26 protein-coding genes and 1 tRNA gene are annotated in these 23,177 nt (G+C 65.3%); 14 read left to right on the top strand and 13 right to left on the bottom strand.

All coding sequences use genetic code 11. The features are described 5' to 3' along the window. Positions 1 to 3: 3 nt before the first annotated feature. Positions 4 to 594, top strand: a complete 591-nt coding sequence (locus ACVMIH_RS21660) for a flavin reductase family protein (RefSeq protein ID WP_229192165.1) — start codon at positions 4 to 6, stop codon at positions 592 to 594. 26 nt (positions 595 to 620) lie between these two features. Here the strand turns inward: ACVMIH_RS21660 and ACVMIH_RS21655 are convergent, their stop codons facing one another. Beyond that, positions 621 to 998, bottom strand: a complete 378-nt coding sequence (locus ACVMIH_RS21655; RefSeq protein WP_016844337.1) for a hypothetical protein — start codon at positions 996 to 998, stop codon at positions 621 to 623. A 168-nt stretch (positions 999 to 1,166) separates the two neighbouring features. Between ACVMIH_RS21655 and ACVMIH_RS21650 the strand changes: the two genes are divergently transcribed. Then, entirely contained in the window at positions 1,167 to 1,322 is a 156-nt protein-coding gene (locus ACVMIH_RS21650; protein ID WP_028333460.1) for a hypothetical protein, read from the top strand. Between the two features lie 39 nt (positions 1,323 to 1,361). Here ACVMIH_RS21650 and flbD read toward each other — a convergent pair whose 3' ends face one another. From flbD to ACVMIH_RS21615, 7 genes are all read right to left on the bottom strand, one after another. Beyond that, the gene (gene flbD / locus ACVMIH_RS21645; protein ID WP_076830007.1) at positions 1,362 to 2,747 is read right to left on the bottom strand and encodes a sigma-54-dependent transcriptional regulator FlbD; all 1,386 of its coding nucleotides are present in this window, start codon (positions 2,745 to 2,747) and stop codon (positions 1,362 to 1,364) included. Positions 2,748 to 2,801: 54 nt separating this feature from the next. After that, a complete protein-coding gene (fliN, locus tag ACVMIH_RS21640) occupies positions 2,802 to 3,152 on the bottom strand; it encodes a flagellar motor switch protein FliN (protein WP_028333458.1) in 351 nt (116 codons plus the stop codon). A 20-nt stretch (positions 3,153 to 3,172) separates the two neighbouring features. After that, positions 3,173 to 3,796 (bottom strand): FliH/SctL family protein, encoded by a 624-nt coding sequence (locus ACVMIH_RS21635; protein WP_456863310.1) that lies wholly within the window; start codon positions 3,794 to 3,796, stop codon positions 3,173 to 3,175. Then, complete coding sequence (fliG, locus tag ACVMIH_RS21630; protein WP_018273552.1) at positions 3,796 to 4,881, bottom strand: flagellar motor switch protein FliG; 1,086 nt, start codon at positions 4,879 to 4,881, stop codon at positions 3,796 to 3,798. Before fliG ends, ACVMIH_RS21635 begins: the two co-directional genes overlap by 1 nt. A gap of 1 nt (position 4,882) precedes the next feature. Then, a complete protein-coding gene (gene fliF, locus ACVMIH_RS21625; RefSeq protein WP_168857544.1) occupies positions 4,883 to 6,511 on the bottom strand; it encodes a flagellar basal-body MS-ring/collar protein FliF in 1,629 nt (542 codons plus the stop codon). Between the two features lie 174 nt (positions 6,512 to 6,685). Beyond that, on the bottom strand, positions 6,686 to 6,961 hold the full coding sequence (gene sciP / locus ACVMIH_RS21620; protein WP_002714638.1) for a CtrA inhibitor SciP: 276 nt from the start codon (positions 6,959 to 6,961) through the stop codon (positions 6,686 to 6,688). A gap of 175 nt (positions 6,962 to 7,136) precedes the next feature. After that, positions 7,137 to 7,997 carry a LysR substrate-binding domain-containing protein gene (locus ACVMIH_RS21615; protein ID WP_057017327.1) on the bottom strand — a complete coding sequence of 287 codons (861 nt, stop codon included), beginning with the start codon at positions 7,995 to 7,997 and terminating at the stop codon, positions 7,137 to 7,139. A gap of 80 nt (positions 7,998 to 8,077) precedes the next feature. Here ACVMIH_RS21615 and mdcA point away from each other — a divergent pair, with 80 nt between their 5' ends. From mdcA to ACVMIH_RS21600, 3 genes are read left to right on the top strand one after another with little or no spacing between them, the layout of a single operon-like run. Beyond that, positions 8,078 to 9,733, top strand: coding sequence for a malonate decarboxylase subunit alpha (gene mdcA / locus ACVMIH_RS21610; protein WP_456863308.1), 1,656 nt, complete (start codon positions 8,078 to 8,080; stop codon positions 9,731 to 9,733). Positions 9,734 to 9,745: 12 nt separating this feature from the next. Beyond that, positions 9,746 to 11,005, top strand: a complete 1,260-nt coding sequence (locus ACVMIH_RS21605; RefSeq protein ID WP_456863306.1) for a malonyl-CoA decarboxylase — start codon at positions 9,746 to 9,748, stop codon at positions 11,003 to 11,005. Positions 11,006 to 11,039: 34 nt separating this feature from the next. Next, positions 11,040 to 11,819 carry an alpha/beta fold hydrolase gene (locus tag ACVMIH_RS21600; RefSeq protein WP_057017328.1) on the top strand — a complete coding sequence of 260 codons (780 nt, stop codon included), beginning with the start codon at positions 11,040 to 11,042 and terminating at the stop codon, positions 11,817 to 11,819. 59 nt (positions 11,820 to 11,878) lie between these two features. Here ACVMIH_RS21600 and ACVMIH_RS21595 read toward each other — a convergent pair whose 3' ends face one another. Then, entirely contained in the window at positions 11,879 to 13,099 is a 1,221-nt protein-coding gene (locus tag ACVMIH_RS21595) for an OpgC domain-containing protein (RefSeq protein ID WP_057017329.1), read from the bottom strand. Positions 13,100 to 13,921: 822 nt separating this feature from the next. Between ACVMIH_RS21595 and ACVMIH_RS21590 the strand changes: the two genes are divergently transcribed. From ACVMIH_RS21590 to ACVMIH_RS21570, 5 genes are all read left to right on the top strand, one after another. Further along, the gene (locus ACVMIH_RS21590; protein WP_057017331.1) at positions 13,922 to 14,899 is read left to right on the top strand and encodes a helix-turn-helix transcriptional regulator; all 978 of its coding nucleotides are present in this window, start codon (positions 13,922 to 13,924) and stop codon (positions 14,897 to 14,899) included. A gap of 509 nt (positions 14,900 to 15,408) precedes the next feature. Beyond that, positions 15,409 to 15,927 carry a hypothetical protein gene (locus ACVMIH_RS21585; protein ID WP_156436214.1) on the top strand — a complete coding sequence of 173 codons (519 nt, stop codon included), beginning with the start codon at positions 15,409 to 15,411 and terminating at the stop codon, positions 15,925 to 15,927. Between the two features lie 133 nt (positions 15,928 to 16,060). After that, entirely contained in the window at positions 16,061 to 16,246 is a 186-nt protein-coding gene (locus ACVMIH_RS21580) for a DUF3606 domain-containing protein (protein ID WP_057017333.1), read from the top strand. Between the two features lies 1 nt (position 16,247). Continuing rightward, a complete protein-coding gene (locus tag ACVMIH_RS21575; RefSeq protein WP_076830016.1) occupies positions 16,248 to 16,424 on the top strand; it encodes a DUF2934 domain-containing protein in 177 nt (58 codons plus the stop codon). A 114-nt stretch (positions 16,425 to 16,538) separates the two neighbouring features. Beyond that, positions 16,539 to 16,883, top strand: a complete 345-nt coding sequence (locus tag ACVMIH_RS21570) for a DUF1236 domain-containing protein (protein ID WP_028333446.1) — start codon at positions 16,539 to 16,541, stop codon at positions 16,881 to 16,883. An 85-nt stretch (positions 16,884 to 16,968) separates the two neighbouring features. On the opposite strand, the gene ACVMIH_RS21565 is transcribed toward ACVMIH_RS21570, so the two are convergent. The 3 genes from ACVMIH_RS21565 to ACVMIH_RS21555 form a co-directional block, all read right to left on the bottom strand. Further along, on the bottom strand, positions 16,969 to 17,172 hold the full coding sequence (locus ACVMIH_RS21565) for a hypothetical protein (protein WP_125459363.1): 204 nt from the start codon (positions 17,170 to 17,172) through the stop codon (positions 16,969 to 16,971). Positions 17,173 to 17,548: 376 nt separating this feature from the next. After that, positions 17,549 to 18,262, bottom strand: a complete 714-nt coding sequence (locus ACVMIH_RS21560) for a flagellar hook assembly protein FlgD (RefSeq protein WP_456863303.1) — start codon at positions 18,260 to 18,262, stop codon at positions 17,549 to 17,551. A gap of 10 nt (positions 18,263 to 18,272) precedes the next feature. Beyond that, a complete protein-coding gene (locus ACVMIH_RS21555; RefSeq protein ID WP_456855318.1) occupies positions 18,273 to 19,871 on the bottom strand; it encodes a flagellar hook-length control protein FliK in 1,599 nt (532 codons plus the stop codon). Between the two features lie 358 nt (positions 19,872 to 20,229). Between ACVMIH_RS21555 and mnmA the strand changes: the two genes are divergently transcribed. The 4 genes from mnmA (at position 20,230) to ACVMIH_RS21535 (ending at position 22,705) form a co-directional block, all read left to right on the top strand. Next, positions 20,230 to 21,426, top strand: coding sequence for a tRNA 2-thiouridine(34) synthase MnmA (mnmA, locus tag ACVMIH_RS21550; RefSeq protein WP_057017334.1), 1,197 nt, complete (start codon positions 20,230 to 20,232; stop codon positions 21,424 to 21,426). Between the two features lie 25 nt (positions 21,427 to 21,451). Next, a complete protein-coding gene (locus ACVMIH_RS21545) occupies positions 21,452 to 22,090 on the top strand; it encodes a class I SAM-dependent methyltransferase (protein WP_141343435.1) in 639 nt (212 codons plus the stop codon). 53 nt (positions 22,091 to 22,143) lie between these two features. Beyond that, positions 22,144 to 22,512, top strand: coding sequence for a hypothetical protein (locus tag ACVMIH_RS21540; RefSeq protein WP_076830031.1), 369 nt, complete (start codon positions 22,144 to 22,146; stop codon positions 22,510 to 22,512). A gap of 116 nt (positions 22,513 to 22,628) precedes the next feature. Continuing rightward, positions 22,629 to 22,705, top strand: a tRNA-Met gene (locus ACVMIH_RS21535). A gap of 42 nt (positions 22,706 to 22,747) precedes the next feature. On the opposite strand, the gene ACVMIH_RS21530 is transcribed toward ACVMIH_RS21535, so the two are convergent. After that, on the bottom strand, positions 22,748 to 22,957 hold the full coding sequence (locus tag ACVMIH_RS21530) for a hypothetical protein (RefSeq protein ID WP_156436216.1): 210 nt from the start codon (positions 22,955 to 22,957) through the stop codon (positions 22,748 to 22,750). Positions 22,958 to 23,177 lie beyond the last annotated feature (220 nt).

Raw genomic sequence — 23,177 nt, 5'->3', positions numbered from 1 at the left:
GCCATGAATTCCATCGTCCGCAATGTTTCGATCGAGCCCGCGGTTGCGGCCGCCGAATTCCGCGGCGCGATGCGTCACCTCACCGGCGGCGTCAGCGTGATCACGGCCGGTCGGGGCAAGGATATCTCGGGAATGACGGTGACCTCGGTGTCGTCGCTCTCGGTCGAGCCGCCGTCCTTGATCGTCAGCATCAACCGCGCGGCCTCGTCATGGCCGCTGATCGCACGCCATGGCGTATTCGGCGTCAATATCCTGGCCGCGGATCAACGCGACATCGCCGAGCGCTTCACCGGCAAGGGCGGCCTGAAGGGCGCGGACCGCTTCACCGGGGCCGAATGGACGACGCGGGCGTCAGGCGTCCCGCTGCTGGTCGGCGCGCTTGCCGCGGTTGATTGCGAGGTCGAGGAGACCATCGAACGGCATTCGCACGTGATCGTCATCGGCCGCGTGCTCGACGTGATCGCGTCCGAGCGTACCGCCGCGCTGGCGTATTGGCACGGCGAGTATGTCGCGCTCGACCATGAGGAAGACGCCGCACGGCTGGCTGAGGTCAGCCTGCCGTCGCGTCATGTTCATGTGCGAGGGCCGCGTTAGCGCGCCGTGCTTATCCGGATCGGACTTTAGAAAACTGCGCTCAGCGATGCCGGGCTGTCGATGATCACATTGCTGCCGCGGACGCCAGCCCATACAGCCTGGACGGTCTGAGCTGCATTGGCCAGCGGAATGCCAACGACGAGTGTGGTCGGGATACGGCCAAAGCTCGACGGGGTCTCGTTATAGGTGAAGCTTGCGACGACCGGCGAGACCGTGCCATTGACGGTGACTCCGAACACGCCGCCCGGAATATCATTGCCCGTGGCGTAGGGATTCGGAACGTTAAGGGTGATGATCGCGGTGGTGCCGACGCCCTCCGGAATCGTCAGGCTGAGGCCTTGCATCGGCGTTAAAGTCGCGGAGGTCGTGGACAGGGTGCCGCTGGTCTGCGCATAAAGGGCCATATCACTCTCCAGTTGTCTAAGTTGTAAATGCAATAGGAGATTGAATAAGGCAACCTGCCGCAAGATTCAAGGGATGAACGGCACCGAGGCCGGCGCGGCTTGTCGGCCGTGGCGCTTTCCCAATCGGCGCATTAAATGGCGCGGATGTTTCGGAGAGGTGACGGTTCGATGAAGCGCGTGGGAACCTGGCTGTTCTACATCGTCGGTGCGATCGCCGTCGCCTATCTTGCGCTCTATGCCTATGTGACGTTCACGGGCCGCGACATCACGCCGGGCGATCCGATCCGGATCTTCCGCAAGCCCGACGCGCCCAGCTATTCGTGAGGCGAGGCAAGCGGCGGGACTTGCCGCCACCAGGGTTTCTCAGCCGGCGTTCGCCATGCGCTGATAGTCGGGCGCGCCGTTGCCGGCCGGGGTGATCGGAATGCCGCCGTCGGCGTATTCGTTCAGCTTGTTGCGCAGCGTGCGGATCGAGATGCCGAGGATGTTGGCGGCATGGGTGCGATTGCCGAGGCAGTGCTTCAGCGTTTCCAGGATCAGGTCGCGCTCGACATCGGCGACGGTGCGGCCGACCAGCGCGCGGGTGACCTGCTCGGCGGCCAGCGTAGCGTGCGCGACCGCGGGCGCGGTCTTGGCAAGGTCGAGGCGGTCGCCGTCGGGGGTCAGGATCGCGTCAGCGCCGATCTCGTCGCCCTGCGCCATCAGGACCGAGCGATGGATAGTGTTCTCGAGCTCGCGGACGTTGCCCTGCCAGCGGTTCGCGGTCAGGACGCGGCGGGCATCAGTCGAGATCGGACGCACCGGCATGCCGTTGGCCTCGGCATATTTCCTGGCGAAGTGCTGCGCCAGCTCGAGGATGTCGGCCGGGCGGTCGCGCAGCGGCGGAATCTTCAGGTTGACGACGTTGAGGCGGAACAGCAGGTCCTCGCGGAAGGTGCCTTCGCGCACCGCCTCCGAGAGGTTGCGGTTCGAGGTCGCGATGATGCGGATGTCGACCGGGACCGGCTTGGTGCCGCCGACGCGGTCGATCACGCGCTCCTGGATCGCGCGCAGCAGCTTGGACTGCAGCCGCACGTCCATCTCGGAGATTTCGTCAAGCAGCAGCGTGCCGCCGGTCGCTTCCTCGAACTTGCCGATGCGGCGCGCCACCGCGCCGGTGAAGGCGCCCTTCTCATGGCCGAACAGCTCGGATTCAAGGAGGTGCTCGGGGATCGCGGCGCAGTTGATCGAGATGAACGGCCGCTTGGCGCGGGCCGAGCGGGAATGGACGTAGCGCGCCAGCACTTCCTTGCCGGTGCCGGACTCGCCGGTGATCATGACGGAGGCATCCGAGCCCGCGATCTGCTGCGCCAGCTTGATTACCCGGCCCATCGCCTCGTCGCGGTAGATCAGATCGCGCGCGTCGTTGGCGACCGCGGCCAGCACCGCTGCGATCAGCTCGGGGTCGGGCGGCAGCGGGATGTATTCCTTGGCGCCGGCATGGATCGCGGCGACCGCGGCGCGGGCGTCGTTGGAGATGCCGCAGGCGACGATCGGCACGTGGATGTGCTCGGCTTCGAGCCGCATCACGAGGTCGCGGATGTCGAGGCCGACATCGACCAGCAGGAGGTCGGCGCCCTTGCCGCCGCGCAGCACGTTCATCGCCTGTTCGGCGGCCTCGGCGTGGGTCACCGAGGCGCCGTTGTCCATCGCGATCTTGGTCGCGGTCGTGAGCTGGCCCTTCAGGGTGCCAACGATGAGAAGCCGCATGATGATCTCCTGTTTGTCTGGTCGCGCAGGTCCCGCGCGTGACCGCCTGAGTTGTTAAGAGCGTTCTGCCTTGATGATTTCGGTCATGGTCACGCCGAGCTTGTCTTCCACCAGCACCACTTCGCCACGCGCCACCAGGCGGTTGTTGACGTAGATGTCGATCGCCTCGCCGACGCGGCGGTCGAGCTCGAGCACGGTGCCCGGTCCGAGCTTCAAGAGGTCGCCGACGTCCATCTTGGAGCGGCCAAGCACCGCCGAGACCTGCACCGGCACGTCGAACACGGCCTCGAGATCGGCCGCGATGCGCGCGGCATGTTCGTCTTCGTTGTAGCCGATGTCGTCGATGGTGGGCGCGTCGGCGGAGTTGAGATCGGGAAGCGGGACTTGGGTGTCGGTGTCGGTCATGGTTCAGCCCTCAATCGCCTTCAGCCGGCCTGGCCGCGGGACGCCAGATAGCGCCCGACGAGTTCGTTGATCTTGCCTTCGATCGCGGCGCGTTCCAGCACGACGCCGCCATCGGCCCATTCGATCCGGCAGTCGCCGGTCGCAATCGTCGGTTCGGCCAGGATCACCAGCCGGCCCTGAAAGCCGGAATGCGCCGCCATCCGCTCGATATTGTCATGCGCCGCCTTGTAGAGCGCGTCGTTGATGCGGACCACGAGATGTGGCGTCGCCACCAGATGCGAGAAGCAGTCGGAGACCAGCGCGGTGATCTCGCCGAGCGGCTCGCGCGCGATCAGCTCGGAACAAAGCTTGCGGGCGACCGCCACCGCGACGTCCACCGCCTCGGTCTCCATCCGCGTCTCGATGCCGGCGAAGCGCGCCGCGATGCCCTTGATCGCGGTGCCGATCTCCTCCAACGCCTGCGCGGCGCGGCGGTCGCTCTCGACCTTGGCCTCGCGCAGCGCGGCCTCGTAGCCGGCGCGATAGGCCCGCGCCTCGGCGTCGGCGACCTTCTGCGCGACCTCGGCCGGCGTCGGCGCGCGTTCGCGTGCGCGGTCCGGCGCCGAGAAATCCGTGTCGAACAGGAATTTTGCGGGCGCGGCCATCAATACACCAACTCGTCGTCGGCGCGGTTCTTGGTCAGCGTGATCTCGCCGCGGGCGGCGAGATCCTTGGCGAGGTTGACCAGAAGGGCCTGGGCCTCGTCGACGTCGCGCAGCCGCACCGGGCCCATCGCGGCCATGTCGTCCATCAGCATCTTGCCGGCGCGCGAGGACATGTTGCCGAGGAAGAAGCTGCGTACCTCCTCGTTGGCGCTCTTCAGCGCGACGCCGAGCTTGTCCTTGTCGATGTTGCGCATCAGCGTCTGGGCCGAGGCGGTATCGAGCTTGATCAAATCGTCGAAGGTGAACATCAGCGCCTTGATGCGCTCGGCGGATTCGCGGTTTTCCTCTTCCAGCGAGGTGATGAAGCGGGTCTCGGTCTGGCGGTCGAAATTGTTGAAGATCTCGGCCATCACCTCATGGGCGTCGCGGCGGCGGGTCTGCGACAGGTTCGACATGAACTCGGTGCGCAGCGTCTGCTCGACGCGCTCGATGACTTCCTTCTGCACGGCTTCCATCCGCAGCATGCGGCCGACCACGTCGAGGGCGATGTCCTCGGGCAGGATCGCGAGCACGCGCGCGGCGTGCTCCGGCTTCAGCTTCGACAGCACCACGGCGATGGTCTGCGGGTATTCGTTCTTGAGGTAGTTGGCGAGCACCTCTTCCTGCACGTTGGAGAGCTTCTCCCACATGTTGCGGCCGGCCGGGCCGCGGATCTCGTCCATGATGCCGGAGACGCGCTCGGCCGGCAGGTATTGCTGCAGCAGCCGTTCGGTGGCGTCGAAATTGCCCATCAGCGCGCCGGAGGCCGACATCCGCGAGACGAATTCCAGCATCAAGTCCTCGACCACGTCGGCTTCGACGGTGCCGAGGGTCGACATGTGGACCGACAGCTCGCGGACTTCCTCGTCGTCGAGCATCGACCAGATCTTGCCGCCATACTGCTCGCCGAGTGCGAGCATCAGGATTGCCGCGCGCTTGGGGCCGGGTAGCGGCTTGCCCTTGGGCCGGGCGCTTTGCCGGTTCGCCAGCGTCGAGAGGACGGTGGCGATGTCGTTGGCGTTGGTGGTCTGGGGTACGGCGGCCATGTCAGTTCTCTACCGGCTCGCTCAGCCATTGACGGACGATGGAGACGGTTTCGTTCGGATTGCGTTCGGCGAGCTCGCCGACCCGGTGCACGGCCTGGGCGTGGACCTGGCCCTGGATCTGGGCGACGTCGATCAATTGCGCTGCGCCGCTGCCGCTCGGGATCAGCGCCTGACCCGGCGTTGCGGCGCTCTCGGCATGGGCTTCCGCCAGCGCGGGCATGCCCGCGCCGGTCAGCGCCGGAATGACGTCGGCCGCCACGATGCGCTTGACCAGCGGGCGGACCACCATGAACAGCACGACGAGGCCGAGCATCATCATGACGCCGAGCTCGATGACGTACATCACGTCATCCTTGGTGAACTGCAGCATGCCGAGCAGGCCGGTCGGCTCGGCGATCGGCTGCGCGGCGGGCGGCTCGGCGAAGCGCAGGTTGACGACCTCGACCTGGTCGCCGCGCTTCTGGTCGAAGCCGATCGCGGAGCGGACCAAAGCGGCGATGCGGTCGAGCTGCTCCTTGGTGCGGTCCTGATAGACCAGCTCGCCTTTTTCGTTCTTGGAGTAGCTGCCGTCGACCAGCACCGCGACCGAGATGCGGTTGACGCGGCCGGCCTCGGTCACCTCGGTCTTGGTGGTGCGGGAAATCTCGTAATTGTTGGTCTCTTCGCTCTTCTTGCTCTGGTCGCGGGCGCGGGCGGCGTTGTCCTGGTTCTGGCTGCCCGGCAGCTCGTTGGCGACGGTGACCTGGCCGGAATTGTCGGCGGTGAGGCTACTTTCCTCGCGGGTCTGGGTCGAGCGCAGCACCCGTCCTTCGGGATCGAACTTGTCCGAGGTCTGGGTGATCTTGTTGTAGTCGAAGTCGGCGGAGAGCTGGACGCGGGCGCGGCCGGCGCCGACCACCGAGGAGACGATGTCCTCGACCTGCTTGCGCATCCGCTTCTCGAAGGCGGCGCGGCGCTCGTCGCCGACCGCGGCGTCGGCATCGGACTGGGCGCCGTCGGCGAGCAGTTGCCCGGCCTCGTCGACGATCGAGACCCGCTGCGGCTTCAGCCCGTTGACCGCGGAGGCGACGACGTGGCGGATCGCCCGGATCTGCTGCGGCTCCAGCGCGCCGCGCACCCTGAGCACGATCGAAGCTGATGGTTCAGGCGTCTCGCGCGAGAACAGCGGCTTCTCCGGCAGTACCAGATGGACGCGCGCGGCCTGGACGCGGTCGATGGCGCGGATGGTGCGGGCGAGCTCGCCCTCCAGCGCCCGCAGATGATTGATGTTCTGGACGAAGCTCGTGGTGCCCAGGGCATCCGACTTGTCGAAGATCTCGTAGCCGACGCCGCCGCCCTTGGGCATGCCGCCCTCGGCGAGCTTCATCCTGAGCCGCGTCACCTTGTCCTTCGGCACCATGATCGCAGCGCCGTCATTGCGCAGCTCGAACGGGATCGCCTGGCGCTCCAGCTCCTTGATGATTCCAGAAGAATCCTCGGTCGACAGGTCGGTGAAGAGGGTGGTCATCTGTGGCGTCGTGACGCGCATGATGACGAAGGCGAAGAAGCCGATCAGAGCCGCGGTGACCGCAACCATGGCCGCGAGGCGGGCCGCACCAAGACCTCTCAGGAAAGCAACCAGACTTTGCACCAACGGCCCCCAGGGATTCGGCCCGCGCGGGTCCGACTGGGCAAATATTGCCTAGGGTATGGTTTCCATATGGTTAACGAAGGTTAAGGACCGCGGCAAAATCGCGGACATGAAAAAAACCGGCTTCGCAAGGCGAGGCCGGTTTTCGTCAAATGCCACAGGATCGGCGCCGAATTACTGCCGATATTGCTGGATTCGGGTGGTGCGCAGCCCGGCCAGACCGTGCTGGTCGATCGAGAACTGCCAGGAAAGGAATTCATCGACGGTCAATGTGTAGCGGCTGCAGGCCTCCTCGAGGGAGAGCAGGCCGCCGCGGACCGCAGCGACGACTTCGGCCTTGCGGCGGATGACCCACCGTTTGGTACCGGGGGCCGGCAAATCCGCAATCGTTAACGGGCTGCCGTCAGGCCCGATGACGTATTTCACCCTCGGGCGATGGGGTTCTGTCATGGCGTACTCACAAACTCTCAACCACTGAACTCGCAAGGGGTAAGCTACGCCTCCCGGTTTAAAATTTGCCTAAGCCCAAGCGTTCAATACGAATCTCGTTGGAACGGCCGGGAACAGGCGGGTCTGCCCGCCGGCAGGCACACCGGCGCGCGGCGCAATTCGCGGTTCGGCGCGCTCAGATCGTGGGGCGCAGGGGACCGCGCGCCAGCGTCAGCAAGGCGTCGGCGAGCGCCTCCGAGGCCTTGTCCGGCCGTCTTTTCTCGTAGATGGCGAATTCTAGATCGGGAAGCGGCGGCAGGCCGTCGCCAATTCCGAGAACGCGCAGGCCCGTGGTGACCGCGCTGAGCGGCAGCGGGGTGACGGCAAGTCCCGCGACGGCGGCGGCACGGACGCCGGTCAGGCTCGGGCTGGTATAGACGATCTCCCAGCCGAGCTCGCCGTCGCGCAGCGCGGAGAGTGCGGCGTCGCGCGACACCGATCGTTCGCGGTACAGCGCCAGCGGCAGCGGCGCGCCGGGAACGAGATCGAACGTTTCCGCCGCGGTCCACACCAGCGGTTCGCGCCACACCAGACGGCCTTTCGACGTTCCGAGCGGCCGCTTGGCGAACACCAGATCGAGCCGGCCCGCATCGAGCTGCTCGATCAGTTCGGCGCTGACACCGATCTGCACCTCGAGCTTGACCCCGCGATGCAGCGCGGCGAAGCGGCCCAGCGCCGACGGCAATGAGCCGCCGGCGACTTCCTCGACCACGCCGAGACGAACCGAGCCGGACAGCCGCGGCGCCACCAGCCGCTGCCGCGCCGCTTCCTCGAGCTGCAGCAAACGCCGCGCATCGCCGAGCAGCATCTCGCCTTCGTCGGTCAGCGCGACGCTGCGCGTCGTGCGCCGGAACAGCGGCCGCCGGGTCTCGAGCTCGAGCCGCTTGATCTGCTGGCTGATGGTCGACTGGGTCAGATGCAATTGCTCGGCGGCGCGGTGGAAGCCGCCGCAATCGGCGACCGCGACGAAGGCCCGCAAAAGTTCGAGGTCGAGCATCGATTAATCCATATCTGTAATCAATCATATTATAGAATATCGTTTCTATTATCAATTCCGCCCGCCTACCTTCGCTTCAGATGATCAAGCAAGGAGAGGCCATCATGTCGGAGACGACACCACGAACCGATCGCACGGCGCGCCTGGCGCGCGCGCGAACTGTCTGCGGCACAAACGGAAAGGTCTGCCCGACCGACCGCGCGGTCGAGCTGCTAGAGGCGGTCATCGCATCCGGCGACCGGGTGGCGCTCGAGGGCGACAACCAGAAGCAGGCGGACTTCCTGGCCGCGTGCCTCGCCGGGGTGGACCCGTCGCGGGTGCATGATCTGCACATGGTGCAGTCGGTGCTGGCGCTTCCCGATCATCTCGCGGTGTTCGAGCGCGGCATCGCCAACCGCCTGGACTTCGCCTTTGCCGGCCCGCAGAGCCGCCGCCTTGCCGAGCTCGTTGCCGCCAAGGCGCTGCGGATCGGTGCGATCCATACCTATCTCGAGCTTTACGCGCGGATGCTGGTGGACCTGACGCCGCAGGTTGCGCTCATCGTGGCCGACAAGGCCGATCGCGACGGCAATCTGTACACCGGTCCGAACACCGAGGACACGCCGACCATCGCCGAGGCCGCGGCGTTCCGCGGCGGCGTCGTCGTGGCGCAGGTCAACGAGATCGTCGATCGTCTGCCGCGCGTCGACATCCCCGGCGACTGGGTCGATGTCGTGGTGCCCGGTCCGAAGCCGTATGCGATCGATCCGCTGTTCACGCGCGATCCCGCCAAGGTCAGGGACGAGAACGTCCTGATGGCGATGATGGCGATATCGGCGGTGTATGAGCCTTATCAGGTGACACGGCTCAATCACGGCATCGGCTATGCCACCGCGGCGATCGAGCTGATCCTGCCGACCTTTGCCGCCAAGCGCGGGCTGAAGGGCAAGGTCGCGCGGAATTTCGTGCTCAACCCGCATCCGACGCTGATCCCCGCCATCGAAGCCGGCTTCGTCGACAACGTCTATTGCTTCGGCTCGGAGCTCGGCATGGAGCGATTTGTCGCCAGCCGTCCCGACGTGTTTCCGGTCGGCGCCGACGGCAATCTGCGCTCCAACCGCGCGCTGGCGCAGGTCGCCGGACAATATGCCTGCGACCTGTTCGTCGGCGGCACCTTGCAGATCGATCCCGAGGGCAACAGCTCGACCGCCACCAAGGACCGCATCACGGGCTTCGGCGGCGCGCCGAACATGGGTGCCGATCCGCGCGGCCGACGCCACGACAGCGTTGCCTGGCTGCGTGCCGGCGAGGAAGCAGGCGAGCGCCTGCGCGGCCGCAAGCTGGTGGTGCAGATGGTCCAGACCCGGCAGCCGAACGGCGCGCCGAGCTTCGTCGAGCGCCTCGACGCGTTCGACCTCGCGGCCTCGGCCGGCTTCGCGCTGCCGCCGGTCATGATCCATGGCGACGACGTCAGCCACGTGATCACCGAACGCGGCGTTTGCAACCTGTTGCGTTGCCGCTCGCCGCAGGAGCGCGAGGCCGCCCTGCGCGCGGTCGCCGGCGACACCGAGTTCGGCAGGCGGCAGGACGCCGGGACGACCGACGGCCTGCGCCGCCGCGGCATCGTGATGCTGCCGTCCGATCTCGGCCTCGACGTCGAGACGGCGACGCGCGACTGGCTCGCCGCGAAATCGATCGACGACCTCGTCACTGCATCGGGCGGCCTCTACGTGCCGCCTGCCAAATTCCGCCGCTAGAAGGAGGCTCCCATGACCCACGCCGAACACATCCCAGGCAGTCCACCGGCCTCACTCGACAAAGCGAGGCAACTCGCCGCGGCATTGTTGTCCGAGCGCGGCGAAGCGTCGGGCGCCCTGATCGCGCGCCAATTGCAGCAGACCATGCGCGCGCTCGATGCCACCGGCCGGCACGGCTTTCAACGTTATCTGGCGAGCGCGTTTCAGCCCGACGCGGCGGCGCTGCAGGATGCGGCGAAGCGTTATCTTGCCGACGGCACCGCGGCGGCCGCGGCCGATTTGGCCGACGCCGCGGATCCGCCGCGCCAGGAGGTGTTGCGGCGGATGAACATGGCGCCCGGCGGCACGGCGAGCCTGATCGCGATGCGCAGCGAGATCGCCGGCCGTTTCGGCTCCGAACCGGAGCTGAAGCTGCTCGATGCCGATCTCAAGCATCTGTTCGTCTCATGGTTCAATCGCGGCTTCCTCGAGCTTCGCCGCATCGACTGGCAGTCGCCGGCCGCCGTGCTCGAGAAGCTGATCGCCTATGAGGCGGTGCACGAGATCAAGGGCTGGGACGATCTGCGCCGCCGCCTTGCGCCCGACCGCCGCTGCTTTGCCTTCTTCCACCCCGCGCTGCCCGGCGAGCCGCTGATCTTCGTCGAGGTCGCGCTGGTGCAGGGATTGGCCACCGCCGTGCCACCGCTGCTGGTGCAGGATGCGGATCAAGACAGCGCAGGCCTCAGGGCCGCGCATGCCGACACCGCGATCTTCTATTCGATCTCCAACTGCCAGGACGGACTGCGCGGCGTGTCGTTCGGCAATTTCCTGATCAAGCAGGTGGTCGAGGAGCTGCAAACGGAATTCCCGCAGCTGAAGCACTTCTCCACGCTGTCGCCGATCCCGGGCTTCCGGCGCTGGCTCAGCCAGCAGCCGCAATCCGGCGGCAACGAGGTCGCGATGCTGCGCGAGCTGGAGCGCGAGGGCTGGTGGCACGACGCGGCGACCTGCGAGACCCGGCGTCCGGTCCTGATGAAGCTGTGCGCGCAATATCTCACGCGCTCGCCGGCGTCAGGAAATCGCATCGATCCGGTGGCGCGCTTCCATCTCGGCAACGGTGCCCGGCTGGAGCGGATCAATTGGCTCGGCAACACGGCCGACCGCGCGATGGCGGAATCCTTCGGCATCATGGTCAACTATCTTTACGATCACGACAGCATCGAGCGTAACCATGAGGCCTTTGCGCGCGTAGGAGAGATTGTCCGTTCACCGCAGGTGGACGCGCTTCTCTGATTTTCAACTCAGCATACAACAACGGAGCAGTAACATGATGATGAACAGACGCGCCTTCTCGACCGCCTTGCTCGCTGGAGCCGCGGCTTCACTGGTGTCCACGCGCGGCATGGCCGCCACCACGCCGCCGGTCAAGGCGCGCAACGTCGTGCTGGTGCACGGCCTGTTCGCCGATGGCTCCTGCTGGTCCGAGGTCATTCCGCGGCTGCAGGCCGCCGGGCTCAACGTCACGTCGGTGCAGAATCCGTTGACCACGCTGCCTGAAGCGGTTGCCTCCGCGCAGCGGGTGCTCGATCGCCAGGATGGTCCGACCGTGCTGGTCGGTCATTCCTTCTCCGGCATGATCGTCACCGAGGCCGGCGTGCATCCGAATGTCTCGGCGCTGGTCTATGTTGCGGCGCGCGCACCCGATGCGGACGAGGATTACTCCGCGCTGGCCAAGACCTATCCGACGCCGCCCGCGAGCGCCGGCATCGTGTTCGACGGCGACGAGGGTCGGCTCGGCGAAGAAGCGTTCCTGCGCGATTTCGCCGGCGACCTGCCGGAGGCGAAGGCGAAGGTGCTCTATGCCGTGCAGCAGCCGTTCCAAAAGCAACTGCTGGCCGGCAAGACCAGCCATGCGGCCTGGCGCAGCAAGCCGAGCTACTACGCCGTCTCGACCGAAGACCGCACCATCAATCCGGATCTCGAGCGCTTCATGGCCAAGCGGATGGGCGCCACCACGATCGAGGTGAAGGCCAGCCATCTCGCGCTGATCTCGCAGCCCGACGCGATCGCGCGGCTGATCCTCGACGCCGCGCGACAGTCGAGCTGAGCGTCGGCGCCAGCCGTGCGTGGGAGAGCATCCGCTTCTCCCGCGCACGATGGCGCGCCTTAGAGGATATGCGCGCCATGACCGTCGAAAATGCCGCGATCGCCGGCGCGCGGCACAAGGTCATGTCCGGCGGCATCGACATCCGGCGGCCGGGCGCGCTTGGTGCCGAGCGTGTTCAGCAGCGTCGCGACCGCGGCCATCGCAGCAACACCGGCAAGACTGAGTCCGATCTGCATCGAGAGCCGGTTCGAGATGTCGAACAGGTCACATTGGCTGCCGAGCGCCAGCAGGACGCCGAGACAATAGATCGGCAGCGAGTTCTCGCCACAACGCCTCGCGCTGCGCAGTATCGGCATCGACAGTCCCTGCCAGCCCGCGGGAACGAGCCATGACACCACGATGGCGAGCGCCAGAAAATGCAGCAGCCGCAACGGGCTCAGATTCGACTTGTCCATCGGAAACAGCAAATCCGTCAGCGCCTGCGGCAGCAGCGGCGGCTTGATGCCGTGGCCCAGCGCAACGACGAGGCCGAACACAAGATAGAGCGCGGACAGAACCAGCGCAGGGCGCGACGTCACCCATCCCTGGATCGTCCTTCCCTCGATGACGTACCATGCGCCCAGCACGACCGGAAGCTGCCAGGCCAGCGGGTTGAAGAACCAGACGCCGTCGGGCCAGGAGGGAATGCTCCAGCCGAAGACATGCACCAGCGCATAAAGCGACAGCGAAAGGCCAAGCGTCAGGTTCGGCGCCCGCAGCAGCAGCCACAGCAGCGGTGCGAATAACACGTGGCAGATCACAAAGACCGGCAGCACGTCGGTATTGACAGGGTGGAATTGCAGGACCGCGGCGTGCGCAAGCGCTGCACCCGGACGTTCGAACAGAACCCGCGTATTGCTGTCGTCGGCGAGGCGATCGCTGCCCGCGAGGTAGACGACGATCGCGCAGGCGAGCGTCAGCAGCAGAAAGGCGGCATAAATATCCCATCCTCGCCGCAGCGAACGGCCGATCATGCCGCGCCAGCCGTCGCGCTGACGCGCTCTGCCGTAGGCCAGGGCGCAGGTGACGCCCGAGATGAACATGAAGATTTCGGCGGCATCGCAGAAGCCGTAGTTGCGCAGGGTCAGCCAGCTTCCGACGTTGTCTGGAATGTGATCGAGAAAGATCCACCACAACGCGATTCCGCGACAGACATCGATGCGCGGGTCGCGGCCGGTCGATCTGAACTCCGGCGGGGTCTCGCCGAGCAATCGCTTCGAGCTGCGGGTTCGATCGTGCATCTGTCGATCTGTCTGGCGGGCGCGCGCGGCCTCATCGGACCTAGGTCCATGAGACGCTCGGGTGCTCCGAGGCGTGCGCGTGCCGGACTAGCCTCCGGCCAACCTGTATGATTGTGCGCTCCAGCTACTACCCGAGGGTTGGCGGCGCTTCCGCCGGCCAGCCGCACTCACGGGGACCGGGTGGATCGCTATCCTCCGACGGCGCCGCCTGCGCGACGTCGCCGATGGCCGGCAACAAATGCTGCTTTCGCATTTCGGCGAGGCGGGCACGACAGTATTCACGATAAAGCATGTCGAATATGATGGACATGATCGAACGCCTTCTTGATCACCAGGTTGACTTTCCCACGTGACAGATTTCGACCATTTCAACCGGCGGCGATAACCGACAGTGCCGCAGGCAGTCCGACGCAACCAAAATCGATATCAGTCGTCCTACTGAATGACCTGCGCGTGGCGACTTAGCCAGGAGACCGCGTACAGGGGCATGACACTGATTTGCGCTATACTCTGCCAGGAATGTTTGAAACGGATCCGATGGCAGCAATTACAAATAGAGCGATCGCGACTGCTTCTTCTTAAAAGGGAAATTTGCCGCGATTTTCATGATGTCATTATATACGTAATATTTTGACCACCAAGTGAATTAGTTCACATCAGCATCAATCACAGGCGAACAAGACTAGCAGACCGGTAACGTGGCTTCTTGGACTCATGCGCACGGATCGGGCGAAGACCGGTGCGTGAATCGCAAAATGCAGATACCGATTGTGGAGTGCCGCAACATTTCATTCCGACGTTTTGTGAAGGCTGGAGGTCCCCATGCCGATGGACGCAGCCAATTTCGCATCGTATCGATTTTCGACGTGCGAGCTTCCGGAACGCATTCGTATCCCGCTCTGGCGCGAGCACTTTGGCCGATGCATCGTGCACGCCGATATCGAGCCTCTATCGAACGTTTCATTCCAGGCCGATGCGTCGCTGCGAGCGGTTCAGGGTTTGCGCATGCTGGCGCTGAAGGGCACGTCGATGCGGTTCAAGCGTTTGCAGGCGAACCTTGCCGATGGCGATGACTCCATCGGGGTCATCTTCTGCTCTCCGGGCAGATGTCAGCTATCGCAGCGCGGCCGGGACGCCGATTTTCGCGCCGGCGACGCAATTGCAATTCTGCATTCCGAGCCCGCCAGCGTCACCTATATCGACGGGTTGCAATTCGGCCTGGCCGTGCCGCGCGAGGCGCTTGCGCAGCGCGTGACCGACGTCGAAGGTCTGGTCATGCGGCCGATTTGCCACCGGACAGAAGCATTCCGACTGTTCATCTCATATCTGAAATCGGTGCTTAAGACGAAAGCGCTGAGCGCGCCGAAGCTTCGCGATACAGTCGTGACCCATATCCACGATCTCATCGCGCTCGCGATCGGCGAGTGTGCTGCGTTGGGCGAGAGCAGCGCGAGCGCCGTCGTCGCTGCGCGGCATCGTGCTATGCTCGACTACATCGCCGCACACTTTGAGGAGCCTGGGCTCAACGTTCAAACGGTTGCGCGTGGCCAGGGCATCTCGCCGCGCTATCTGCAGCGCCTGATGGCGTCATCAGGCCCGTCGTTCACCGAGCGCTTGAATGAATTGCGCCTCCAGCGGGCGCTCAAATTGCTCACCGAGCCAGATGCCGGCCGTCGGCGAATTTCCGATATCGCGCTCGAGGTCGGTTTCTCGGATGTTTCGCATTTCAACCGTCTGTTCCGAGCCCGCTTCGGCGATTCGCCACGCGGTGTGCGGCTCGCACGAAAGGGCTCTCACTGAGCCGCCGCCCCTGATCGGCATGTGCGCGAGATGCTGCCTGGGGGCGCTCCGGAGCGAAGGGCGAGGTGGGTTGAGGCCGGCTGCAAGTCTCGTTGGGGCAAAACCCGACGTTGGGGCGGGCCCGAGCCTCGAACGCCTCTCGCGGCTGTGCGCGCATTAGCTTATGTGAATCGACACAACTTATGTGAATCGAAGCGCTATGGTGGCGGCTCTGCTCCCGGAGTGGCGAGCCATTGGTCGATCTGGACGGCGCGCTCGGCCTCGCGGGCCTTCTTGAGAAGTCGTTCCCGCTCGGTGCCGGGAGGCAGATGCGAAGCCCTCGCGCGGGCCGCTTCCTCCAGCTGAATGAGGCGGTATGCGAGCGTCGTGGTTTGCTTGAAGCGATTACGGCGTTTCATGTGTGCAATTGGTGTTTTCAACCCTGATGTAGGTCCGAACCGCGCTCGTCGTCGTTTGTTCCTATTGAACGGCGGGGCGTGGCCTGTCCTGGTCGCGTCCTTGAGAGCACCATGCGGCGGGCCGGCCAAGGAATGCCGGACATCGGCCGGCAGCGTCGGTCTGCGGGAAGCGAGCCGAGCCGAGATGAGAACGATCACTCCCCGTCAGACGCTCGTCGAAGCCAGCGGGATGCGGAAGAGCTCGCTATCGCCCGCATCGCGAACCGAAATGAAATTGCCGTCGCGAACCATCTCCGGCTTTTCAGTCCCGATCCGGTGAGCGATGAAGCTGCCGTGATCCTGGGCGTCCTTGTCGTCGGCACAGTCGTGACCGACAACGTCGTGTGCGGGGATGTCGCCCGCGAGATGGAAGAAGTATCTGGGCATCTAGGTCAGCTTGTCCAAATTGCCGAACGGCTTCGCGGGCGGCGCGTTCTCGGCCTTCTTGATCTGCTGCGCGCCTTCCTCGGCAAGCCTGCCATCGTTGATGATCTCGGCGATGAGCTGCTTGACCCGTCCGCCGATCCTGTCTGCAATGCCTGTCATGGCTTACCTTTGTTCGTGCTGCCGCCCGCTGCCTCTCACGACTGAAGTATCGCTCGTGGAGAATGTTCCTCCGAGGGGTGAGGACCCAGCCATCCAGAAAGGAACAAATGACTGTCCGGAAGATTGGATCGCCAGCAACGGCCGAGGCTCAGGCCGAGCGGTTGACGCGAGAAGTTCAGTGACGAAGCGCCTGACCAGGAAAGAGCAGTTCGATCGATCGAAGATCAACATGCACGATCTGCTTCAGGTGAGATGCTGGACACATGCCCTCGGCGTGTCGCGCGAACAGCTGCGCAAAGCCGTCGAGAAGGTCGGTGACTCGGCCGTGACGGTTCGCAAGGAGCTCGGAATTCTCGAGGAATGACATGGCCACCGAACAGCAGATCCGGGACTACGCGCGGCAGCTCTGGGAGAAGGCCGGAAAGCCCGACGGCAGGGACGAGGAATTCCGGCACGCGGCCGAGGTCGAGCTGAATGCGGAGAGCGAAAGTCCGGACGCGCCAACACTGGACCAGCCGAACAAGACGTCCATTCCCGGATGAACGCCTTGGCGCGAGGAGCGCGCCGGCAACGCGATTGATCGGGATCTTCCGTTAGGAACATTGCCATTCTGTCGCGGTTCTCGAAACGCCGCATGGAGCGGTGAGGAGGACGTTATGAAGAAGCTGGTTCTGATTTCTGTTGCCGCCGTATTGGCGTCGACGGGCGCTTTCGCCCAGAGCACGATTGTCGGCACGACCGGTGCCGGACATGCCGCCACAGTGCAGATCGAGCCGCAATATCGCACGCGAATCCACAGCTATGTGACCGAACACAAGATCCGTCCCGTCGAGACGCGGGAGAGGATCGTCGTCGGCTCGCCTGTGCCGCGCGAGGTCGAGCTTGAAGCGGTGCCTGCCGATTGGGGCCCGTCGCTCACCAGATATCGCTATGTCTATACCGGCCAGCGCGTGATGCTGGTCGATCCCGACACCCGTACGGTCGTGCAGGAAGTCGAGTGAGGCCGCTCTGATGGCGGGCCGCCTGCAACGGCGGCGGCCCGCGCTCAAGCGCCGTTCCGTCAGCGGCCATCGACCGCGTCGGTCGTCAGAGACCGATGCTGGCCACAGCCGCTTCCGCGACGCCCTTCGCGTCGAGGGCGCCGGTCTTGCCGATCTCGATGACCTTGCGGGCCACGATCTCGCAAAGCGGATCGTTGCGATCGACCAGACCCATCGAATGCAGCGCCAGGCTGAACGCCCTGTTGAAGAGCTCGATTTGCTCCGGCGTGTATTCGCCCGTCTTCAGCAAGCGATTGATCGGCATTGTCGAGCCCCACAGCAAGCAGCCAAGTGACGTGGCTATAGCATGGAACCGTCGCGATCGGCACCCGGCTTTTCCCTGCGCGCCCTACAACAGTGAAGGCGGAACGAACAGCAAAGCTCGGGCAAATCATGTCGCGAGAATGCGATCGTGTGACCACAAAAACCGCGCCACACACTCAGTGTCGTCCCTGCGAAAGCCGGACCCATTACCCCAACTCTCAATTGTTGCGCGACGCTGGGGCCACGATCCCGTTCATTACCAAATGCAGTGGTTATGGGTCCTGGCTTTCGCCAGGACGACGATACAGTGTGGTGTGCGCGGTCGCCCGCTCACAGCGCAGCTACGGATCGTGGCAATGTGCTCAGCTCGAGCCAGTCGCCCCGCGCACCACGCGCTTGATCTTGTCGGTGGTATAGGTCTGCCCGCCGATCGAGAGCAGCGGCGGGGAGGCGGTCAGGTCGACGGAGTCGACAACGCCCTGCACCTCGGTCGAGATGGCGATCGGGTTGCCCTTGGAATCCTTGCCGGTGGCGGCCAGCGTGTAGGTGCCGGCCGGCCATTGCGTGCCGTCATTGCCCTTGCCGTCCCAGACGAAGCTGGCGTTGCCCTGCTTCAGGCTGAAATTGCCGGAATAGGCGGTCTGGCCGGTCGAGCTGGTGATCGTGATGGTGGCGCTGGTGGCTTGCGGGGACACCAGATTCCAGGTCGCGGATTTGTCGAACTGGGTCTTGCTGCCGTCGACCGCGACCGTGTTGCCGACATAGACCAGCGCCTGGGTCGACTGCGCGCTCTTCTCGATCTCGATCAGCGACTTCAGCTGATCGTTGGATTTCAGTTGCTGCTCGACGCCCGCGAACTGCACCAGCTGCTGGGTGAACTGGTTGGTGTCGAGCGGGTCGAGCGGGTTCTGGTTCTGCAATTGCGTGGTCAGCAGCGTCAGGAAGGTCTGGAAATTGTCGGCGATGCCCTGCGAGGAGGTCGTCAGGCCGCTGCCGCTGCTGCTTCCAGAGTTCGTTCCGTTGCTGGTGCCCGGTGCTGAGACGACGGGCGTCGGCATGGTTGCATCGACTGCCATGGTGAACTCCTTACACTCTGATATCGACGCCGCCGAGGGCGCCGGTTGCACGGCCGTAGGAGCGGCCCGCCGCTGCGGCGGGAACGCTGTCCTCCTCGGTGACGATCAAACGATGGGCGTTCGGATTGGACTGGCCATTGTTGTTCTGGCCCGACTGCGACTGGTCGCGCAGGCTGAACTGCAATCCGCCATTGCCGGTCGAGAGGCCGGCATTGTCGAGCGCGCGCTGCAGCTGGTTGGCGTCCTGGCGCAGCATCGACAGCGTTTCAGGGCGTTCGACGGTGAGATGCGAGGTGACCTGGCCGTTGCGATCGACATCGATGCGGACATCGATGCGGCCGAGCTCGGCGGGGTCGAGCCGGATCTCGAAGCGACTCTTGCCGCTCTTGGCGGAGGCGGCGATCTGCATCGCAAGCCCGCTGAGCGGCACGGCGGCGCTCTGCGCGGCGTTGGTCACGGTCAATTGTGCGGTCGCAGACGGCGTCGTCTGGGTGGTCGCCAATTGGGTCTGGAACGTATTGGGCGCCTGAGCGCTGGAATCGGGCGTCGCGAGCGGGGATTGCACAGCCGCCTGGCCGCCGACCGTCGGCGCGGCGTTGCCGTCGCCCTTCGCATCGGACTTGATGGCATCGGCTGCACCGTCCGCGGCGGCCTTCGCCTTGCCGGCGGCGGCGGCCGATTGCGCGACCGCGGGGACGATGTTGGTCGGAGCGGCCTGCGCGGTGTTGGCGTTGCCCTGGGCTGCGCCGTCCTGATCGGCAGGCGCCGTCGCGGCCGCGTCCGTCGTGGCGACCTGCGCCTTGGCCTGCGTCGTCGTCTTCGCGGCGGGCGTTCCGGCGGCAAGCGTGGCGGCGAGTGCCGCATCGCCGGTCGCCGTCGCGGCGCCCGGAACCGTCGTCGCATCGGCGGTGGTGATGATCTGCGCGTCGGTTTTGACGCCGGCTGCCTTCGCGACCTTGTCGGCGTTCGCTGTGGTGGCCGCCGCCGCTGCGGTGTCGGCGCCGGCAGGCGCGCCGCTGCCGGCCGCCGCACCGGTGCCGGCGATGGCCGAGCTTGCCGCGATGGCCGCCGCCGCGATCGCGAGTGGTGCGGCCGGCTGGTCGGACGGCGCGGTGGCCGCCGGTGTCGGGGCGGTCGCCGGTGTCGCGGCAACAGGAGCAATCACGGCATTCACGGTTGCCGCACCGGGATCCTGCTGCGCAGTAGCCTGCGTCGCGTCCGGCTGGTCACTGGTCGATTTCGCATCGGAGCTCGATGTCGAGTCGTCCGATTTCGATTTCGATTTCGACTTGGTCTTGGACGGCGCGTCGCTGTCGCTGTCGACCTTGTTGTCGTCCCGAGAACTGGCGGAATCCCGCGACGTCCGGTCGGGGCCCGTGCTGGTGTCGCGGGGGCGTGCGTCGGTCGTCGAGGGCGGATCGTCGGACCGCCGCGAGGGCGCCGGCTGGGAGTCGTAGCGGCTGCTGTCGTTTGCGGACGCAGTGTTGCTGTCGACCAGCGCGGCAAAGCCGTCGTTCCCCGCCTGCGAAGCGGGATCAGGCCGCGACGACCGCTGCGTCGCGCCCTGAAAAGACCGGCCTGCCAATGCTTCCGACGTGACGCTGACCACTGCCAACCCTCGCAAATGAGACTTCCGGCATTTTGTCAGCAAGGAGTGGGCCAACCGGCGATGGTAATAAATATTGAGTTATTTCAGAAGGTTATGGAGTGCCTTGGCCGGCTGGAACGGGTTCCCGGCAGGTCTCCTTTTTGCCCGGCGGCAAGATTTGCCGTCCAGGCGCGGCGCCGCACGGCTTCCGCGGATTGCCTCACCGGAATACGGCCTATATTAAAGGTGGCCTCCAACGCGTCTGAACCGACCGAACCGGCCTTGGATGTGTTCTAAGGCTCTCTGGACAAAAGGCTTTTTCCAATATCGTCGCGGAGCGTCTAAGCTCGCCGCGACAGTGACCAATGACCGCTTAAAGATGCTCAACAGTCTGGATCTCGAAGGCCGCCCTGAAGACACACGGATCGTCGTTGCCATGTCCGGCGGCGTCGACTCGTCAGTGACGGCTGCGCTGTTGAAGTCGCAGGGTTACGACGTGGTCGGGATCACGCTGCAGCTGTACGACCACGGCGCCGCGACCCATCGCAAGGGCGCCTGCTGCGCCGGCCGCGACATCCACGACGCGCGCAATGTCGCCGAGCGGATCGGCATCCCGCATTACGTGCTCGACTACGAAAGCCGCTTCAAGCAATCGGTGATCGACAATTTCGCCGACAGCTACGCGCTCGGCGAGACGCCGGTGCCGTGTATCGAGTGCAACCGTTCGGTCAAGTTTCGCGATCTGCTCGCGACCGCGCGCGAGCTCGGCGCGCAGGCGCTCGCTACCGGCCACTATGTCGCCTCGCGGCGGCTTGCCGACGGATCGCGCTCGCTGGTCTGTGCCGCGGATGCCGATCGCGACCAGAGCTATTTCCTGTTCGCGACCACGCGCGAGCAGCTCGACTTCCTGCGCTTCCCGCTCGGCGATATGACCAAGCCGCAGACCCGCGAGCTGGCGCGGCACTTCGATCTCGAGGTCGCCGACAAGCAGGACAGCCAGGACATCTGCTTCGTGCCGACCGGCCGCTACACCGACATCATCGGACGGCTGAAGCCGAATGCGATCGCGCCGGGCGACATCGTCGATCTCGACGGTCATGTGATCGGCCAGCACCAGGGCATCGTTCATTTCACCGTCGGCCAGCGCAAGGGGCTCGGCATTGCCTCCGGCAGCCCGCTCTATGTGGTCAAGCTCGATGCGGCGACGCGCCGTGTCGTGGTCGGGCCGCGCGAGGCACTGCGGATGGATCGCATCGCGCTGCGCGACGTGAACTGGATCGGCGACGGCGCGCTGGATCGGGTGATCGGCGAGGGCATCGAGATCTATGTCCGCGTGCGTTCGACGCGCGCGCCGCAGCCGGCGTGGTTGCGCGCCGTCGATAGCGGCTATGAGGTCGAGCTCGTCGCCGGCGAGGAGGGCGTGTCGCCCGGCCAGGCCTGCGTGTTCTACGACGCCGCCTCCGGGCAGGCGCGTGTGCTCGGCGGCGGCTTCATCAGAAGTGCAAGCGCCAGCCGCGCAATGGGGACCGCGACGCAGGACGTGTTGGCGCCGCTTGCGGAAGCGGTTCGCGGATAGACAGAAGAAACGTCGGGGCAGGGGAATGGCTGGGGACATCGACCGCGAAGGGGTCGAAAAGGCGTATGGCCGCTGGGCACCGATCTACGATCTGGTGTTCGGCAAGGTGTTCGATCAGGGCCGTCAGTCGACGATCGCGGAAGCCGACCGGATCGGCGGCCGCGTGCTCGACGTCGGCGTCGGCACCGGGCTCTCGCTGTCGGAATACAAGCGCACCACAAAACTATGCGGCGTCGATATTTCCGAGCCGATGCTGCGGCGGGCGCTCAAGCGCGTGCGCACGCAGGGCCTGACCAATGTCGAGGCGCTGGCGGTGATGGACGCCAAGAATCTCGCATTTCCGGATGCGTTCTTCGACGCGGTGGTCGCGCAATATGTCATCACCGCGGTGCCGGATCCCGAGGCGACGCTCGACGATTTCATCCGCGTGCTGAAGCCCGGCGGCGAGCTGATCCTGGTCAATCACATCGGCGCCGAGAGCGGCCCCCGCCGCGTCTTCGAGCTTGCCTTCGCGCCGCTGGCACGGCGGCTCGGCTGGCGTCCGGAGTTTCCGTGGGAGCGGCTGACCAATTGGGCGGCGAAGCATGGCGGGGTCAGCCTTGCGGAGCGCCGGCCGATGCCGCCGATGGGGCATTTCTCGCTGATCCGCTTCCGCAAATCGTGAGGTTGCGGCGATTTTGCGAGGGAACATCGACGCGTCGTCACGGTTTTCTCGTCATGAGGATCAGTCGAACACTCGCTTTATCCTGTGTGCTGATGCTGGCACCTGCTGTTGCCGCGGCGCAGGCGCCGCCGACATCAGCCACGCCGCCGGCACAGACCGCGCCGCCGGCGCCGCAGCGCGCCGCCGCGAATTGCGCGCCGCAGCAGCAGCCGTCGCATCCCGGCGCGCCGGCTCCCGAGGGAACCACCACCGGGCAGAGCAGCCAGCCGCTGGGCGACAAGCTCGCCAAATCCGACGGGGTGTTGTGCCCGCCGGCCGGGGTCGATCCCGAAATGCGTGCGCCGACCCCGCAAGGCGGCAACACGCCGGTGATTCCACCGCCCGGCAGCCCCGGCGGCGACCCATCGGTGAGGCCGAAATAGCCTCTGCCTGCAATAAGTTGCTGCCCCGTCCGGGTTTGCTTGACAGGCGCGCATGCCACTCTTTATATGCCGCGCGTTCGCACCCGCGGCTCACCAGCCGCCGATGGCGAGCCCATGGCGGGGTAGCTCAGCTGGTTAGAGCACGGGAATCATAATCCTGGGGTCGGGGGTTCGAGTCCCTCCCCCGCTACCATCTTTCCCAAGGGGCTGCATGGAACTTCCGCCGCCAAAGCCACTAATAGCGAGCCAAATTGGCAGGTCCCCTACCTTCGAGATGCTTGTCGATTGTCCGTTTCGCTGCAGCGATCGCTTCCTGGGTACGTTGATAGGTCATTGTTCTGATCGTTTGTCCGCCAGCGATCGGCGTGGCTTCCACCAAGAACCCGCCGCCGGGTTGCTCGATAATCACCAATCGGTGCGCTAGATATTCAAGTTCGTCCGTCACGTTGGTAATCTCGTTCTGGATTTCGGAACAGGCGGGTAAGGCCCGGAATGTTCCAAATGTCGAGGTTGGTCTTCCGGGCGCAGCAAGCTCTGCGTTGGTGTCAGCGCTCTCCCGGCCACCAACTCGATGGCGGCCGCTTCCGGCTTTAGGTGGTTTGCCTGACCAGGGCGCGACGCCGCCCGCTTAAAATACACACGGGCCGTTGGCTCTAGCTCCAGGA

The sequence above is a fragment of the Bradyrhizobium sp. USDA 4503 genome (genome assembly GCF_054055815.1).
This window is presented reverse-complemented; position numbering and strand designations above follow the sequence as displayed.

Coding starts and splice junctions, on each gene's coding strand:
- ACVMIH_RS21660 (WP_229192165.1), top strand. CDS start 4: ATGAATTCCATCGTCCGCAATGTTTCGATCGAGCCCGCGGTTGCGGCC.
- ACVMIH_RS21655 (WP_016844337.1), bottom strand. CDS start 998: ATGGCCCTTTATGCGCAGACCAGCGGCACCCTGTCCACGACCTCCGCG.
- ACVMIH_RS21650 (WP_028333460.1), top strand. CDS start 1,167: ATGAAGCGCGTGGGAACCTGGCTGTTCTACATCGTCGGTGCGATCGCC.
- flbD (WP_076830007.1), bottom strand. CDS start 2,747: ATGCGGCTTCTCATCGTTGGCACCCTGAAGGGCCAGCTCACGACCGCG.
- fliN (WP_028333458.1), bottom strand. CDS start 3,152: ATGACCGACACCGACACCCAAGTCCCGCTTCCCGATCTCAACTCCGCC.
- ACVMIH_RS21635 (WP_456863310.1), bottom strand. CDS start 3,796: ATGGCCGCGCCCGCAAAATTCCTGTTCGACACGGATTTCTCGGCGCCG.
- fliG (WP_018273552.1), bottom strand. CDS start 4,881: ATGGCCGCCGTACCCCAGACCACCAACGCCAACGACATCGCCACCGTC.
- sciP (WP_002714638.1), bottom strand. CDS start 6,961: ATGACAGAACCCCATCGCCCGAGGGTGAAATACGTCATCGGGCCTGAC.
- ACVMIH_RS21615 (WP_057017327.1), bottom strand. CDS start 7,997: ATGCTCGACCTCGAACTTTTGCGGGCCTTCGTCGCGGTCGCCGATTGC.
- mdcA (WP_456863308.1), top strand. CDS start 8,078: ATGATCAAGCAAGGAGAGGCCATCATGTCGGAGACGACACCACGAACC.
- ACVMIH_RS21605 (WP_456863306.1), top strand. CDS start 9,746: ATGACCCACGCCGAACACATCCCAGGCAGTCCACCGGCCTCACTCGAC.
- ACVMIH_RS21600 (WP_057017328.1), top strand. CDS start 11,040: ATGATGATGAACAGACGCGCCTTCTCGACCGCCTTGCTCGCTGGAGCC.
- ACVMIH_RS21595 (WP_057017329.1), bottom strand. CDS start 13,099: ATGCACGATCGAACCCGCAGCTCGAAGCGATTGCTCGGCGAGACCCCG.
- ACVMIH_RS21590 (WP_057017331.1), top strand. CDS start 13,922: ATGCCGATGGACGCAGCCAATTTCGCATCGTATCGATTTTCGACGTGC.
- ACVMIH_RS21585 (WP_156436214.1), top strand. CDS start 15,409: ATGCGGCGGGCCGGCCAAGGAATGCCGGACATCGGCCGGCAGCGTCGG.
- ACVMIH_RS21575 (WP_076830016.1), top strand. CDS start 16,248: ATGGCCACCGAACAGCAGATCCGGGACTACGCGCGGCAGCTCTGGGAG.
- ACVMIH_RS21570 (WP_028333446.1), top strand. CDS start 16,539: ATGAAGAAGCTGGTTCTGATTTCTGTTGCCGCCGTATTGGCGTCGACG.
- ACVMIH_RS21560 (WP_456863303.1), bottom strand. CDS start 18,262: ATGGCAGTCGATGCAACCATGCCGACGCCCGTCGTCTCAGCACCGGGC.
- mnmA (WP_057017334.1), top strand. CDS start 20,230: ATGCTCAACAGTCTGGATCTCGAAGGCCGCCCTGAAGACACACGGATC.
- ACVMIH_RS21545 (WP_141343435.1), top strand. CDS start 21,452: ATGGCTGGGGACATCGACCGCGAAGGGGTCGAAAAGGCGTATGGCCGC.
- ACVMIH_RS21540 (WP_076830031.1), top strand. CDS start 22,144: ATGAGGATCAGTCGAACACTCGCTTTATCCTGTGTGCTGATGCTGGCA.